The sequence below is a fragment of the Vibrio echinoideorum genome, assembly GCF_024347455.1.
In the GTDB taxonomy this organism is placed as follows: Bacteria; Pseudomonadota; Gammaproteobacteria; order Enterobacterales; family Vibrionaceae; genus Vibrio; species Vibrio echinoideorum.
In genome coordinates, this window is the sequence record NZ_AP025483.1 from 1,768,627 (window position 1) to 1,785,113 (window position 16,487).

13 protein-coding genes are annotated in these 16,487 nt (G+C 43.5%); all 13 read left to right on the top strand.

The window, feature by feature from the left end:
• Positions 1-42: 42 nt before the first annotated feature.
• The 13 genes from OCV36_RS07910 to OCV36_RS07970 all read left to right on the top strand — a co-directional run bounded on the left by OCV36_RS07910 (position 43) and on the right by OCV36_RS07970 (position 16,397).
• Positions 43-876, top strand: a complete 834-nt coding sequence (locus OCV36_RS07910; protein WP_017073235.1) for an OmpA family protein — start codon at positions 43-45, stop codon at positions 874-876.
• Positions 873-2,972, top strand: coding sequence for an SLBB domain-containing protein (locus OCV36_RS07915; protein ID WP_135458172.1), 2,100 nt, complete (start codon positions 873-875; stop codon positions 2,970-2,972). The genes OCV36_RS07910 and OCV36_RS07915 overlap by 4 nt, the downstream gene beginning before the upstream one ends.
• Positions 2,972-3,661: a tyrosine-protein kinase family protein gene (locus OCV36_RS07920; RefSeq protein WP_135458170.1), complete on the top strand. Its 690-nt coding sequence runs from the start codon at positions 2,972-2,974 to the stop codon at positions 3,659-3,661. Before OCV36_RS07915 ends, OCV36_RS07920 begins: the two co-directional genes overlap by 1 nt.
• 598 nt (positions 3,662-4,259) lie before the next feature.
• Complete coding sequence (locus OCV36_RS07925) at positions 4,260-5,252, top strand: ABC transporter substrate-binding protein (protein ID WP_135458168.1); 993 nt, start codon at positions 4,260-4,262, stop codon at positions 5,250-5,252.
• A 191-nt stretch (positions 5,253-5,443) separates the two neighbouring features.
• Positions 5,444-6,343: an ABC transporter permease gene (locus tag OCV36_RS07930; protein ID WP_010440933.1), complete on the top strand. Its 900-nt coding sequence runs from the start codon at positions 5,444-5,446 to the stop codon at positions 6,341-6,343.
• Positions 6,336-7,580 carry a quaternary amine ABC transporter ATP-binding protein gene (locus tag OCV36_RS07935; protein ID WP_017073231.1) on the top strand — a complete coding sequence of 415 codons (1,245 nt, stop codon included), beginning with the start codon at positions 6,336-6,338 and terminating at the stop codon, positions 7,578-7,580. Before OCV36_RS07930 ends, OCV36_RS07935 begins: the two co-directional genes overlap by 8 nt.
• 430 nt (positions 7,581-8,010) lie before the next feature.
• Positions 8,011-8,433 carry an Hpt domain-containing protein gene (locus OCV36_RS07940; RefSeq protein ID WP_135458166.1) on the top strand — a complete coding sequence of 141 codons (423 nt, stop codon included), beginning with the start codon at positions 8,011-8,013 and terminating at the stop codon, positions 8,431-8,433.
• A gap of 140 nt (positions 8,434-8,573) precedes the next feature.
• Positions 8,574-10,103 (top strand): sigma-54-dependent transcriptional regulator, encoded by a 1,530-nt coding sequence (locus OCV36_RS07945; protein ID WP_135458164.1) that lies wholly within the window; start codon positions 8,574-8,576, stop codon positions 10,101-10,103.
• Entirely contained in the window at positions 10,084-11,235 is a 1,152-nt protein-coding gene (locus OCV36_RS07950; protein WP_135458162.1) for a glycosyltransferase family 4 protein, read from the top strand. Before OCV36_RS07945 ends, OCV36_RS07950 begins: the two co-directional genes overlap by 20 nt.
• A gap of 377 nt (positions 11,236-11,612) precedes the next feature.
• Positions 11,613-12,986, top strand: a complete 1,374-nt coding sequence (locus OCV36_RS07955) for an O-antigen ligase family protein (RefSeq protein WP_135458160.1) — start codon at positions 11,613-11,615, stop codon at positions 12,984-12,986.
• 93 nt (positions 12,987-13,079) lie between these two features.
• Positions 13,080-13,865: an acyltransferase gene (locus tag OCV36_RS07960; RefSeq protein WP_135458158.1), complete on the top strand. Its 786-nt coding sequence runs from the start codon at positions 13,080-13,082 to the stop codon at positions 13,863-13,865.
• Complete coding sequence (locus OCV36_RS07965; RefSeq protein ID WP_135458156.1) at positions 13,858-14,976, top strand: glycosyltransferase; 1,119 nt, start codon at positions 13,858-13,860, stop codon at positions 14,974-14,976. The genes OCV36_RS07960 and OCV36_RS07965 overlap by 8 nt, the downstream gene beginning before the upstream one ends.
• On the top strand, positions 14,973-16,397 hold the full coding sequence (locus OCV36_RS07970) for a GumC family protein (protein ID WP_017073224.1): 1,425 nt from the start codon (positions 14,973-14,975) through the stop codon (positions 16,395-16,397). Before OCV36_RS07965 ends, OCV36_RS07970 begins: the two co-directional genes overlap by 4 nt.
• Positions 16,398-16,487 lie beyond the last annotated feature (90 nt).

Genomic DNA, 16,487 nt, shown 5'->3' on the forward strand with positions numbered 1-16,487 from the left:
TAATAAAAAATAATAATAATAAGAAAAACAAAGGACGTTGGCATGAAAATACTGAAAAACTACATAGCCCTTTCTCTGTCTGCTCTAGTTCTGGGTTGCACAAGCTACCCAGAACAAGGCACTGGCGGATTAGCGGAAAGTTACGATTCCATCAATTATCAAAATTCAGATTTCTCGCCTGTCATGCCTGACGAACCTCTAGGCCCAGAACATGGCCTGCGCTTCGATTGGCAACTAGCAAAACTTCATCTAGATGCCTTAATTCAAGAAGGTGCTCGCTGGTGCTTCCCTGCTGCTGTAGTCCAAGCTATCGAAAAGCAAAATCGTATCGCTCGTGAGTTACAAGGCGGTTTGTTGTTAGATGCGGCTAACGATTTGGTTATTCAAAGAAAACGCCTTAACGAGCTAGAGGTACAGCTTGATTACGTGACTTCTCAAGCGCGTTGCGAGCCACCCAAAAACGAAAATCAATTCCGTATGCAACTGTCAGTGATTCAACAGTTGTACGATTTACTAAACGTTGACAATCAATTCGCGGAAAACTCTACCGAAGTAAACCCTAAATACATGGGACGTCTTGCAGAAGCGACTACCCTACTAAAAGAACATAAATCACTGGACCTTGTTGTTACCGGTCATGCAGATGGCTCAGGAACTGAAGAGTATAACGACAAGCTAGCCCTAGGCCGTGCTAAACAAGTTGAACGTTACCTTACTATTTTCGGGTTGGGTGCTCAGCGAATCAAAGCTGTTTCCGTTGGTGAAACTGTGCCACTTTTTGAAGGTGAATCTGATGGAACACGTCTAACTAACCGCCGTGTAAGTATTGAGATTATCTCGCCCGAGAACGCAGCTAAAATGGGAGGTGCTCTATGAAAATTCTACTGACGTTTATTTTCACCATCTCGCTTTGCTTTGCGACTGCAGTCAACGCAGAAGAAGAGTTTTCAGGAGCTGTACAAGTGGGTGACCTTATCCAAGTTAACGTACCCGGTGAAAGCACCTTGAATACCGGCTTCCAGGTTGACAAGCGTGGACGAATTACCCTTCCTGAAGTTGGTACTGTGTTTGTGGCTGGTTATGATAATGACCAATTGAATAAGGTTGTACTGGAAGCATTGGCGACCGCTTATAAAGATCTATCAAACGCTTCAGTTTATGTGAAAGAACAGCAAATCATCATCTCCGTTCAAGGTTACGTTGAGCAACCCGGTGAGTACACATTGTCACTAGGTTCTAGCATTCAGATGGCATTGTATGCTGCAGGTGGTCTTCGTCCGGGCGCACAATTAGACAAACTTATTTTGAAACGCGGCTCTGATAATACAGAATTCAACTACAAACGCTTTCTGGATTCAGGTGATGAATCAACCCTTCCAACACTTCAATCTCTTGATTCGTTATTCGTTCCTGCGTCTCCATTAGTGGGCAACATCGAACAAGAGTTTGATGCCGCAAAGCTTGCTAACTCAGGTGATAGTGCTGATTCTCGAAATTCCATCAAAGTGTTTGGTGAGGTAAACGCACCGGGGTCTTTTACTTACAAAGAGAACTCAGACTTAGTTGACGTATTAATGCGTTCTGGCGGCGTAACGCGCTACGCCAGTGTTGAGCAAATCCGCGTTATCTCGAACAACACACCGACTCTGTTCAACTTAAAGCGTTACCTAGATTCTGGCGATGAAAGTATGCTGCCAATTCTGCGTCCGGGTTCAACGGTTTTTGTTCCTAAACAGGAAGAAGAGATTAAATCTGGCGCGAACACCGTTTACGTAATGGGCGAAGTAGCCGCACCAGGAGCCTTTGAAGGCAAGAAAGGTGCGACGTTCATGGACATCCTTGCTAACGCAGGCGGCCCGACTCGCTTTGCTGAATCAAGACAAATCCGTGTTATCAAATCTAATGGTCGTGTACTTAAGTTTGACCTTGCGGCATACACAGAAGGCCTTGCTAATTCTGCTCCACCTTCAATCCAAGCGGGTGATGCGATTTTCGTTCCTGAGAAAACCGACATGAACGAAAAGTCGTGGTTGAAGATTACACCAGACAGAGCCGTTAACGTGATTGGTGAAGTGAATCGCCCCGGTCGTATTGAATGGTCGGATGAAATGAACTTCATGGGCTTATTAGCACACGTTGGTGGTCCGACGCTACGTGCGGACACGTCGAAAATTGAAGTCGTAACAGGCCGAAAGTTGGTTGTATTTAATCTTGATGACTTCATCAAAAACGGCGCACCACGCGATCAAATGCCCTACATTCGTGCGGGTTCAATCGTTCGAGTTCACGATTTACCACAAGACCCATCAGACAATAAATCACAATGGGTTCGTCAAAGCTCAGACGCCTCGATCTACATTTTTGGACAAGTGAATGCGCCCGGTCGTTACCGCTTTACAAAAGACATGCACTTCCTAGACATATTGTCTGCTGCTGATGGCCCAACTAAAGATGCTGACATCCATAATGTTCGCGTAACACACCGCGATAAAACATATTCCAAAGTAAGCAAACTGAACCTATCGTTGTACTTTGAAACGGGTGATGAATCATTACTGCCAAACGTAACAACTGGTGACACTATTTATATCCCAGAGAAAGGAAAAAACTGGTTAGATACACCAAAAGAAGAAACCGTTCGAGTCCTTGGGGCTATTAACAATCCGGGGCGTTATGTGTTCAACGACAACATGACCATTCTTGATATCTTGGCAGAAGCTGCTGGCCCTACCGACAATGCTTATGTAGAAAAAATCACCATCGTTAACATGTCTTGCTGCCAAGGCCAAGCTCGTACCTTCGACCTTGTTGAATTCAGTAAAACAGCCAACATTTACAACCTACCAGTGTTACGCGCGGGTGATACGATTTACATTCCCGATCGTCGTGAAAGCTTTATTGAAAAAGCCCGTGTAGGTTTAGATGACATTTTACGTATTACGACCACCATCGTTCTTATAGGAGCTTTATAATGACTATTTCAGCCACGCATGCCGAAGTTGAACAATTGTATTTAGCTTCAGAACTTAACGGTCAACGTTCAATTTGTGTTACTGCCTGCCACTCCGGTGACGGTGTAACATCTGTTGCTACAGCGCTTGCCGAGCGTTTCTTGTTAGCTGGACACTCCACTCTTTATGTTGACCTTAACTTGTTCAATCCTGCTTTTAAGGATGTGAACATGCTTGAAGAAGATCAATCAGGACAACTTATCGAGCACGTCGAATCACAACGCATTTTCATTGGTGTTCCCGCCCCCCAAGTAGCTTCGACTCAATTAGCATACAAGGATCCGGCTACGCTTCAAAAAGCGGTGACTCAATGGTTAGAAAAGTACGACCGTGTGATTGTTGATACTTCGCCCTTACTTAATATCAATAAAGGTAACATCCCAGCTCAATCGGTCGCGAGCGCGTGTGACGGAGCGTTACTTGTTGTCGCTTACGGAGAAACATCAAGCCATCACCTTGCCCAAGCAAAGAAACTGCTCGAAGCGAAGAGCATTACTCTGATGGGTTGCGTCATGAACATGAAGCAACATCCTAGCTTCGCAGAAGAGCTTATTAGGCAGATTAATCGAATGAAGTTTATCCCTCGAAAAATTCGCGACAACTTGGCGAATAAGCTGCACCATAATGAATTCCTAAATCTGCCGATGTAATCCTCTAGCCTTCAATAAGATTAGTTTTCAATAGAATTAGTTCTATTTAGAAATACAATTAGATCTAATTAGAAAGAGCTGCCATTCGAACGTGACAGCGACCTCTTCATTCGATTTCCTTTACTTTAAGTTTGATTCCTAATTGATGTTTTTTGCCGAAATTAAAGATGGAAATCGGATTTTAAAGCACATTCAACGCATTTCACACACGCCAAACATGGTCTTACCACCTTCAAATCCACTTAAAAATCAACACCTCTATACCTAACTTTCGTTGGAATGTGACACAGACTGTTAAAGCACCATGTAAATCGAGTCAAAGATGGAATTCGTACGATTATTCCCTAAGATTATAAATAGAGGTGGTTTTTGACGAATTTGTAATAGTTTGACAAAGTTATCCGGTGGCTGTGAAACACAGTGGATAAATCAAGCAAATCACACTTTATGCTTTGTTGGTTTATCTATTCATATTCCCTCCATCCCTCCTTCTGCTCAAATGGTTTAAATACACGGAAAGGATCACCATCGAGCAATTTAGTTAGTCAATTTACCTTGATTAGCTTGGTTGTATTATTAAAGAGAAAGGAAACTCAATATGAAATACAAGTTAAGCTCCGTATTTTTGTTAGTTGCAGCAGCCAGTGGTCATGCTAACGCTGGTGAATGTGGCAGCGTAACAATCGCAGATATGAACTGGAACTCTGCAACTTTAATCGCCAACATTGACCAATTCATCCTAGAGCACGGTTATGATTGTGATGCCGAACTCATCCCTGGCGACACAATGCCAACCGGCACTTCAATGATTGAAAAAGGCCAACCCGATGTTGCACCAGAGCTATGGAGTAACAGCCTCAAAGACGCACTCGATAAAGGTGTCCAAGAGAAACGTCTTCGCTACGCAGGTAAAGCCCTTGTAAACGGTGGTGAAGAAGGTTTTTGGGTTCCCGCTTATTTGGTTAAGCAATACCCAGAAATGGCAACCATTGAAGGCGTCCGCAAAAACGCTAGCTTGTTTAAACACCCAGAAGACCCAGATACATCTGCATTTTATAGCTGTCCAGCAGGTTGGAACTGTCAAATCAGTGCCGGTAACTTGTTTGAAGCTCTTGACCTAGAAGAGAGTGGTTTCACCATTGTGGATCCAGGCTCGAGTGCCGGCTTATCTGGATCTATCGCTAAAGCTTATGAACGTGAAGAAGCTTGGTTTGGTTACTACTGGGCGCCGACCGCCGTTCTTGGTAAATATGACATGATTAAAGTTGACTTCGGAAGTGGCGTTGACGAACAGGAATTCCTTAACTGTACAACTAAAGAAGACTGTGACTCACCTAAAGCAACCATGTACCCGCCTTCACCTGTTCACACTGTCACTACAGAAGACTTCGCATCAAGAGCACCAGAGGCTTACGACTACTTCACTAAACGTGGTTTCACTAACGAAAAAATGAACTCACTTCTTGCTTGGATGGAAGATAACCAAGCAGATGGTGAAGAAGCAAGTATCCATTTCTTGAGTGAATTCCCAGAAATATGGCACCCGTGGGTATCTCAAGAAGTCGCGAAAAAAGTAGAAGCAGAGCTGTAATCGCTCTTGCTAACTAGATGAAAATAATAGGAATAAATAACGTCGCTATACTTGATGTTATTCAATATTCGGAGTCCTAAGTTTCAGTCACGATGATGTTAAGCGTTATCGCGACTGAAACCGTTTATCTCGCTTGTGATTCAATAGCGACTTAAGACGAACTTAAAGACGCCGGACTATAAGGATATAAAATGGCTGACAGCAATTGGTTATCAAGCTTCCCTGAGATGGAACGCTCTGATTTGCGAGCAATAAAAAAGGCGCTAGATGGCGCATACCGTGAGTTTTCCCGCGAATACGGAGAAATGATCGAATCATTATTTGACCCTCTTCTTTCCTTCCTTGTTTGGTTTGAAAAACTTCTAATCTCCACCCCTTGGCTTATCGTACTTGGCGTTTGTACGGCTTTAGTTTACGCAGCGAGTCGTTCTTGGAAATTGGCTCTGGGTTGTGTCTGTTCACTACTGCTCATCGGTTACTTTGGGATGTGGGAAGATACAATGCGCACACTCAGTATCATCACCGTATGTACATTAGTTTCCATTTTCCTTGGAATCCCGATCGGTATCGCGATGGCACGCTCTAATCGTGTGCAATCAATCGTGACGCCACTACTCGATATAATGCAGACCATGCCCGCATTTGTTTACCTAATCCCAGTAGTGATGCTTTTGGGCATTGGTAAAATCCCAGGTTTAATCGCCGTTGTGATTTACGCTATCCCACCAGTGATTCGCCTAACTAACTTAGGTATACGCTTAGTCGACAAAGAAGTGTTAGAAGCCGCTACGGCATTCGGGGCAAGCAAGAAGCAACGCTTGTGGGGTGTTCAACTACCACTTGCAATGCCAACGATCATGGCGGGAATTAACCAAACCATCATGATGGCTCTCTCTATGGTGGTTATCGCGTCAATGATTGGTGTTAAAGGTTTAGGGCAACCCGTTCTTAAATCGATCACCAATCAATATTTCACATTAGGCCTGATGAACGGTTTCGCGATTGTGGCGCTGGCTATCTTATTTGACCGAGCTTCACAGGCTTATGCGCGTAGAACCAATGCGCACCTAGGAGGATTCAAGCATGACTAAACCATTGATTGAAATTAGTGGTCTATACAAAGTGTTTGGACCAAAGCCAATGTCTGTTATGAATCGAGTGACCAACGGTGACCACAAAGATGACATATTGGCTGACACAGGACACACCGTCGGATTAAAAGAAATTAACCTTGAGATTAACCGTGGCGAAATCTTCGTTATCATGGGTCTTTCGGGCTCAGGTAAATCAACGCTAATTCGTCACTTCAACCGCTTAATCGACCCAACTCAAGGAAAAATCACGGTTGAAGGCATCGATGTAATGAGCCTTAATACCAAGGAGCTGGAAGAGTTTCGCCGTCACAAAATGTCGATGGTTTTCCAACGTTTTGGCTTAATGCCCCATCGAACCGTCATTGAAAACGTTGCGTACGGCCTTGAAGTTCAAGGCATAAAGAAAGAACAGCGCCTAGCAAAAGCGAAGGAGTGGCTTGAAACCGTAGGCCTTAAAGGTTATGAGCAACAATACCCTGCTCAACTCTCTGGCGGCCAACAACAACGTGTCGGTTTATCGCGCGCTTTATGTACTGACGCTGAGATTCTATTAATGGATGAGGCCTTCTCAGCGCTTGATCCGCTGATTCGAAGCGAAATGCAAGATCAACTGATCGAGCTACAAGAAAAGCTTCATAAAACCATTATCTTCATCACTCACGATCTCGACGAAGCACTTCGTTTGGGTGACCGGATCGCAATTTTGAAAGATGGTGAGTTAGTCCAACAAGGTACGCCTCATGAGATTCTACTAAGCCCTGCTGATGATTATGTTGAAGCGTTTGTGAAAGACGTAAACCGAGCTCGCGCATTAACAGTTGAAACCGTTATGCAACCTCCTCTCTATCGTATTACTTCGGAAACGATTGAAGGTGCGCTAGCGCAAATGAAGATGCTGAAAAACGATTACGCTTATCACGTAACGGATGATGGCTATCAGGGCTTAGTCACTCAAGAGAGCCTGCAAGACGCCGTTGAAGATGTATCAGTTCACGACTTCAGTGATGAGATATATGAAGAAGTCCCAGCCGTACTGCCTGATGCTGTTATTGAGGAAATATTGCCTGATACAATGTCGTGCGATTACTCCCTTCCTGTTGTTGATGAAGACGGCAATCTGAAAGGTGAATTAGAGAGAAGTGCTGTTGCCGAAATCTTCACTGAAAATAGCGAGGAAGAAGTAGAAACAGCCCCAAAGTCGAAACCAAAGATTGATATTGATAAGGCTTCTTAACTTCTTAATCTCTTAGTTTCTTACCTTAGCTCCTTTGCTTTGGAACTAAAGAGCTTCGGAGCTTACAATTAGTTTAGTTATCGCTTAACTAACTGAAATGATCCAGGCCACTGTATTGAGGAAATGCAGTGGCCTTTTTCTTTTCGTCTTTGAGCTTTCAGCTGTTTTTTCTTGTTCTTATTCAGGACGCTATCTAATCTAAGTGCACTGCTTAGACATCTAAGTTCATATTTCATAAGTAAAAACACGTTAAATCAAACTATTACATCTCTATCATTGTTGATTACCAGTTTCACTTGGTATCGATTAATGACATGATTTTTACGGCAAGCAGTTGAAATTATTCTAAAAAATGACTAAAACTTAATAACACCAAAGAATATTAGCCTCAAGCTAACGTATTTCCGCAGACACAATGAAAGGAATTAGTGTGAATAACTCAACTTTAGCTTCAGAGACATCTGCTGGTTTGAACGAACAAGTGAATGTACAACTTGCCGATACAGAGCTTGTAGACGAAAGCATCTTAGAGCAAATGATTAGTGACACGAGCGCGGAGATAATTCCTATTTTGATCGATCACTACGTAGAAGAATCGCACACCCGTTTAACCGCCATTAGACAAGCTGCTATCAATAACGACGCTCAAACTCTAGAGTTTGAAGTTCATACGATTGGAAGCACTGCTCTTGCGCTAGGCAACCGCCCACTGTCCGTGCTCGCTCGAACGTTAGAAAAGCAATGTTTAGAACAAAAGCATGAAACTGCGTTTCTTAAGGTTGATGAACTATTAGAACTCGCAGAGTGTTCGATTGAAGCCTTGTTAAGAAGAAAAGACCAAGGCTTTAGTTAAACTTGCGTTCAAATCATTAATGCCAAGTGCTTATTAAAATATTGCATGCGGTAGGTAACAATTACACGGGTTTCGTATTGATGGTTACATATCACTATGTTATTGATTGATTAGGATAAAGTTTCAAAAGGATTTATACAATGCGCCCTAAAGTATTGTTGGTTGAAGACTCCACCTCGCTTGCTGTACTTTACAAACAGTACGTTAAGGATGAGCCATACGACATATTTCATGTCGAGACTGGCGCTGAAGCCAAGACATTTATAGAAAGACATGCTCCACAGCTCGTAATCCTCGATTTAAAGCTACCGGATATGCCCGGTGAAGAAGTCTTGGATTGGATCAGTGACAATGAGATTCCCACCGCGGTGATCATCGCCACGGCACACGGTTCAGTGAACATCGCCGTAGATCTCATTCAACGAGGGGCTGAAGATTTCTTAGAAAAACCCATTCAAGCAGATCGCTTAAAAACGTCGGTTAATCTTCACTTACGTAGAGCTAAGCTCGAAAACCTCGTCGATAATATCCAAAGCAAATTTGACCGCGACCGCTTTCATAACTTCATTGGCTCTTGCTTGCCGATGCAAGCCGTTTACAAAATCATCGATTCGGTTGCTCCAACGACGGCTAGTGTCTTTATCAATGGCGAAAGTGGTACGGGTAAAGAAGTCTGTGCAGAAGCTATTCACCAAGAAAGCCAGCGCAGCAACAAACCGTTCGTTGCCATTAACTGTGGTGCTATTCCTCGCGATTTAATGGAAAGTGAAATCTTTGGGCATGTGAAAGGTGCCTTCACTGGCGCGACAACAGACCGCAAAGGTTCCGCAATGCAAGCCCACGGTGGTACCCTATTTCTTGATGAGCTTTGCGAAATGGAATTGGAGATGCAAAAGAAGCTCCTAAGGTTTTTGCAAACCGGTACTTTCACTCCATTAGGCGGTAATCGAGAAATCAAAGTTGATGTCAGAATTATCTGTGCAACCAACCGCGATCCACTGGTTGAAGTGGAAGAAGGCCGATTCCGTGAAGATCTATACTACCGTGTGCATGTTGTACCTATCGAGATGCCGCCACTAAGAGAACGTGGGAGTGACATTACTACCTTGGCTAACCACTTCTTGAAGCTCTACGCGAAGCAAGATAAAAAGAAATTCAGATCTATCGATAAAGAAACACAAACACTGCTTAAACGTTATCCATGGCCAGGCAATGTTCGCCAATTGCAAAACGTGATTAGAAATATCGTGGTGTTGAACAATGAAACCAGTGTGACTAAAGACATGGTGCCACCGCCAATCAACAAAGCGGACATCACCACACCTAAGAGTGTGACTCCGATACGAAGTGTGGCACCAGTAACTGCGCCCCAACCAGTGGCTATCCCTGAAGCTAAGTTGCCACCATTGACACCGGAAGAGCTCGAATATACTTCGACAACTCACAACAATCAGCAAATGCCAGAACAGGCACCAATGACACCGCCATTAACAACCAGCGATGGTGCTATTCGTCCAATGTGGCAAATTGAACGTGAAGCCATTCAACACGCTATTAATCATTGTGATGGTAATGTGTTAAACGCAGCCGTATTGCTAGAGCTAAGCCCTTCTACTGTTTATCGTAAGAAACAGGCTTGGGAATCGGAAGATGAGTACAATCAAGCCTAATCAATCGGCCCCAGTAACCCTCAAGTCGGCTCAAGAACAATTAGCTATTGAGCCAACCGAGATTGATCCGAACGAAATTTGGTTGTTAATTGACAGCCAAACTTTCGGTGGAATCGAAACTCACGTTATTGAACTAGCGCTCGGTTTAATTGAGTATCAACGTCAAGTAAGAGTCGTTCTTCTCACCAAGTTCATTCCGTCTCCTCCAATCATTCAACGCTTAACCGAATCACAGATCCCCTTTAGCCACCTTTGCGAACTGGCACCGAATGCTTCAAATTCATTGTCACAACTTAAGCAGGCAATTGACCAATACCGTCCTAGTCATCTTCATGCGCACGGTTATAAGGCGAGTATCGTGAGTAAGGTGGCTAAGTTATCCTTGGCCAAGCCCAACAAGCTGCATCAGCTATCCACTTACCATGCAGGTGAAACTCCAACAGGAAAGGTGTGGTTGTACGATTTTCTAGATCGATACAGTGGTTTTATCTCTAATCACTCTTTAGTGGTGAGTGATAAAATAAAGGACAAAATTCCTTTTAAAACAACATTGCTCAATAATTTTATTTCAATTCCAGAAAGCCCATCGCCCTCTTTTGCTTCTAGCTCTGACGTTCAAGAAGAGACAACAGCCATCTATGACATAGGTTTTGCTGGGCGTTTGAGCCATGAAAAAGCAGCCGATAGGTTTGTTGTGTTAGCTAAAGCATACCCAAATCAGCGGTTCCACATTTACGGTGATGGCCCAGAAAGACAAACATTATCGAACAATTCGCCAACTAACCTTATCTTCCATGGTCACCAAACAAGTATGGACAAAGCGTGGCAAACCATCGACTTGTTGGTGATACCTTCTCGATATGAAGGTTTGCCGATGGCAGCGCTCGAAGCAATGGTGCGCGGTATTCCTGTCATCGCTACAGCGGTTGGTAATTTACCCCAGTTGATAGAACACCAGATCAGTGGTTATGTTGCTCAAGATGAAACCGAACTCAACACATGTTTGGATAAATGGATAAGCCTTTCGCTCGACGACAAAACGACAATGAATCATAAAGCGAGATCCACGATCATTGAACGTTACTCCCCTCGAGCTGTCATTCCCCATATCCTAGAGTGTTATGAGCGCTAGCCGTCATTCTACTAACACTTCTCGTTCATAAGTCCTTTCCAATCAGTTAGTTCAAATTCCCTAATTATCCCATTCAATCTGATTCGCAATTTGAAAGAACGTCAAAGCACGTCCTACCTAAATAATAAATAACCCGTAAATACAGACACTTAAATTAAACTCACATGTGGCACTCACCTTGCTATCTCTATTAAGAACAGGGCCTTTCAATTTGATTTTACGATCACCTATTAAGCCTTAGGGAACTGAATCAATCCTTATGTTCATTTTTGATAAGCGTTGGTTGAGGTCATTTTCTCATGCTCATATTGTTGAATCACAATGTGAATTAGAAAGGCTAACTGAAGGAACGGATATATGAATTTCAAGGAGCAGCGATGAAATACCAGGCCAACAGAACACCGCTCATTATTGGGTTATCAACCTTGAGCCTGATTATTGGTTGTGCTTGGTATCTTGTTCCTCACCCGGCGGTGGTTATTGTGCTCGCCTTTATCCCATTGGGCGCATTGTTCGTGATCAACAAAGCTTTTTGGTTTGTGCTTTTGTTTGTCGTGTTTTCCTTTTTTCGAATTCACGAAGCGCTACCTCAACTTTACCCATTAAAAATACCGTTGCTGTTATCCATGGGAGCATTGTCTGCCCTGTTATGGCATTCACTAATCAGCAAAGAACTTAAGATTTTCTGGCACCATTCGCTAAACTGGCTCGCTATCTTTTGGGTTTTAACCATTGTTGGGGTTGTGTTTGCATCAAACCGCCCAATCGCATTTGCGGAATTTAAAGGCGTTTATTGGAAAATCATTATCATGACGCTCGCCATCACTTGGCTGGTTAATACCACGGAGAATCTTGCTAAAACCGCCATGACTATTATTTATGCTGGTGCTTTAGTGAGTACCATCGCTGTTTATAATTCAGTAAACGGTATTGGTCTCGTTGAAGGCTCAAGGGTCACCATCGGGCGAGATTTTGGCTCGATGCTTGGTGACCCGAACGACCTCGCCTTGGTGTTGCTTTTCCCGTTAGCATTCGCCATTAGTCAAACCACTACGCCCGGCATTTCCTATTTCAAGCGAATAATTAGCGCCCTGATTTGTGTTTTGTTATTGGCGGCAATTATTGCGACTCAAAGCCGAGGTGGTTTGCTTGGTTCCGTTGCGGTTATCGGCATTTTTGCACTTAAACTGATTCGCTCAAAAATGTTATTGATATCGATGAGTTCGATTGCTGCGATCGTGCTTTATTTTGCCGCAGGTATAGCAGACAGAGCTTCTGGCGGCGCCGCAGAACAAGGCATTGATGAATCAGCGATGGGAAGAATCTACGCTTGGGAAGCCGCCTTCAAAATGGCCTTAGAAAATCCGTTAACCGGTGTTGGCTTAAACAACTTCTTCTCAAATTACTTCTTCTATAGTTCCCACTGGGATGGTTTGAACCATGCTGTTCACAGTACATGGTTTGGTGTTCTAGCAGAAACGGGCTTTATCGGCTTGGTCGTTTTTGTCATTCTGATTGTCTCATTAATCAGAACATCCCGTGCCACCTTAGCCAGGTTGTCTCAAGCGGGTTCATCAATTCCTCCTGAACTAAATGCGGTCGCTTATGCCGTATATGCTGGTTTAATCGGTACCATTGTATCGGGAACTTTCCTCACACAGGGCTTCAACTGGCCAATTTACATCCTTGCTGCACTCACCGTTTGCGTATCAAACGTGTCTCATACTGCTTGTCAAAATGAGAAAACCTAAAAGAGAAACTGTAACCAACTGAAAAACATATACTTATTTAGTGGCACGCAATGTGAAAGTACTTCTATATAACAACGTAGAAGGAATTTCATTATGACGTCAGTATCCATGCATCAATTCAAACATTGGCTTAAGTTTCATCCTAATTCTCGAATTAGAAATGTGTTTTTCATTTTGAAGAATGTAAGAGCTGCTGAGCTACCAACCCCACAAGTATTCAATCGTTGCCTTTATCAGTCACATAAGTTAATTACGGGCATCTTTACCGGCTTCACTCGCTTCTTCTATTGGACACCTGCATTTAAAGGAAGAATCGCTCAATGCGGAAAACGTTTGTATTTATACGGCGGTTTACCGTTTGTTAGTGGTCCACTACAAATTTCAATTGGCGATGATTGCCGTATCTCTGGCCACACCACATTTTCAGGGTGCACTCAGCCACTCGAAGGCTTAGAGCACCCTCTTCTTTCTGTTGGCAACAATGTCGATATTGGTTGGCAATCGACGATTGCAGTTGGAGGTAAAGTCATTATCTCAGACAATGTTCGTATCGCTGGCGGTGCATTCCTGTTTGGATATTCTGGCCATCCGCTTGATGCAAAACGCAGAGCCGCAGGTGAAGGCGACGATCCTCAACAAATCGGTGACATTATTCTTGAGCAAGATGTGTGGCTAGGTACGAATGTAACCGTAAAAGGTGGCGTTACCGTCGGTGAAGGCGCTGTGATTGCAGCTGGTAGCGTTGTCACCAAAAGCATTCCACCTTTTTCTATCGCCGCCGGTAACCCCGCGCGAGTGGTTGGAAATATTAAATCTGTCGAGATAACTGAATCCGATGTCTTCGATTCTCTTGAAACTCATGGAGGCGATCATGCGTGATTTAATCGTATTCGGTGAAGATTTTGGCGGGCTTCCGTCATCGACTCAACATCTTGTTCGTCACCTTGCAAAAACACACAAAGTGCTTTGGGTAAACTCTATTGGTTTAAGACAGCCGAAATTGTCTACAAAAGATGTGACTCGTGCGTTCAATAAGCTATTGGGTAAGACAAACGCAGTGACACAAAACATGCTCGACTCCAGTGGGCAAAGCAATATCACCGTTGTTAATTTGAAAACGATACCAGCACCCGCATCTAAAGTATCAAGAAAGCTAGCACAACAGATGATGTTGAAACAACTGAAGCCGATTATTGCAGAGCTAAACCTGCATGCTCCAATCCTTTGGACATCACTTCCAACTGCCGTTGATCTATGTGGACACCTTGGCGAATCAGCGGTGGTTTATTATTGCGGAGACGATTTCAGCGCCCTAGCTGGGGTCGACCACCAAACCGTTGCTGACCATGAATCAGAGCTGATCGAAAAGTCAGATCTGATCTTCGCAGCAAGCAAGAAGCTCATGGCTAAATTTCCTGAAGACAAAGCGCAACTGTTGCCACATGGCGTTGATGTAAGCCTGTTCTCGACACCAACAGTGAGAGCGGACGATTTACCAAGCAACCACCGGCCAATCGCGGGCTTTTATGGCAGCCTCTCTAAGTGGCTCGACTATGAAATGATTGGTCATGTTGCCAACGCAATGCCTGAATGGGATTTCGTTTTTATTGGCCCGAATGAGTTAGACACCTTAGCGTTGCCTAATCTTAATAATGTGCATTATCTTGGCCCTCGACCACATCATACGTTGCCAAGTTACTCTCAACACTGGGATGTGAGCCTACTGCCTTTTGTTGATAACGAGCAGATACGTGCATGTAGCCCATTAAAACTCATGGAATATCTAGCGGCAGGAACACCTATCGTAACAACGCCATTCCCTGCTCTATTGCCGTATCAAGACCACGTCACAACGGTCAATAACGCACAACAAATGGTAGAGACACTAGAAAAAGCTCGTCAACTTTCAAATTCACCGATCTCAATCGTAGAAAAAGACAGCTGGAAAAACCGCGGTAACTTCGTACATTGGATGTTGGAGCTATTATGAATAATCTGAAATTGCGACTATTGGTTCTTTTGAATGCTATGTGGCGTCAACGCTACGTAATATTGGTCCCTATTCTTATCCTTCCCTTTGTTGGTTTTGGCGTGAGTAAGCTCGCTCCTACAAAATACGATGCTCATACCAGTATGCTGATTCAAGAAACCGCGAAGATGAACCCTTTCTTAGAAGACATCGCCGTTTCAACCATGCTTAAAGACCGGATTAGCGCACTTCGAACGCTACTCCACAGCCGTCACGTGCTTTATTCAGTAGCGGAAGAACTTGAACTGATTACTCCAGAGATGTCGAGTTTTGACAAAGAGGAGCTTATCTCTGATTTGTCGCAGCGCTTATCAGTCATTCAGTTAGGCAAAGATTTCCTAAAGATAAGTCTAAGTTCAAACACACCCATCGGTATGGAAGCTACCCTTCAGTCTGTTAGTGAACACTTTATTGAACAACTGCTGGCTCCGGAGCGTTCATCCATTCAAGATTCTAGTGATTTTTTGAAAATTCATATTGATGAACGTAGTGGCGAACTCGCTGATGCAGAAGAGGCATTAGCGCTCTATGTTAATGAAAACGTACATTCAACACCAGAAGTCCAAAGTCAGAGCTTGAACCGTTTAGCTTCACTGAAACAAACGCTTGCAGAAAAAGAAGCTGAATTATCTGGCGTTCAAAAAAGCTTAGGTTCGATTGACCAACAACTGTCTAAAACCAATCCAGTAATTGGACGATTAGAAGACCAGATCATTGATATTCGTAGTGACCTCACCTTACTACAAGCCAAATACACCGATAGACACAGCGCTGTGCAGGCTAAAGTTCGTGAATTGGACCGTCTAGAAAACGAAAGAAAGGCACTGTTGGATCTCAAACAACCGAGTATGAACAGCGACCAATTATGGGATATTGCAAGTAGTACCACATTAAACAAACTGTCGGATACTCAACCACTTCTGGTCACTCAATTACATAGCTTGCAATTGGTTCGAGCGCGCTTTGAATCGTTAACGGAAGAAACAAAAAGCCTTAGAACGATGATCTTTGAGCTAGAAAATAAAGCTAACAATTTTGGTGAAAATGCGAAAGAGATGTATCGACTTCAACGTGATGTGAATATCAAACGTCAACTGTACGATGAACTGACGGAGCGTTATGAAATGGCGCAGCTAACGGGATCATTAGGGGTATTCGAACAGAACAAACGAGTCAAAATTATCGATTTACCGTTCACACCGAGTGTAAAGTCAAACATGCCATCTTTCGTGTTTATCCTTGCGGGCTTAGTGGCTGGAATTGGTCTAGGCATAGGTTTAGCGGTGTTATTCGAACTGTTCGACTCTTCTATTAAACGTAAAGAAGAGATCGAAGACATCTTAGGCGTACCTGTGATTACCGTTATTCCGAAAATGAGCTAATCCAAAAATGAGTTATCCGATTTAGTTTTTAACCAAAACACCAGGCTCGTGCTGGTGTTTTTTATTCTATGCGTATTCTTTCTGCACCTG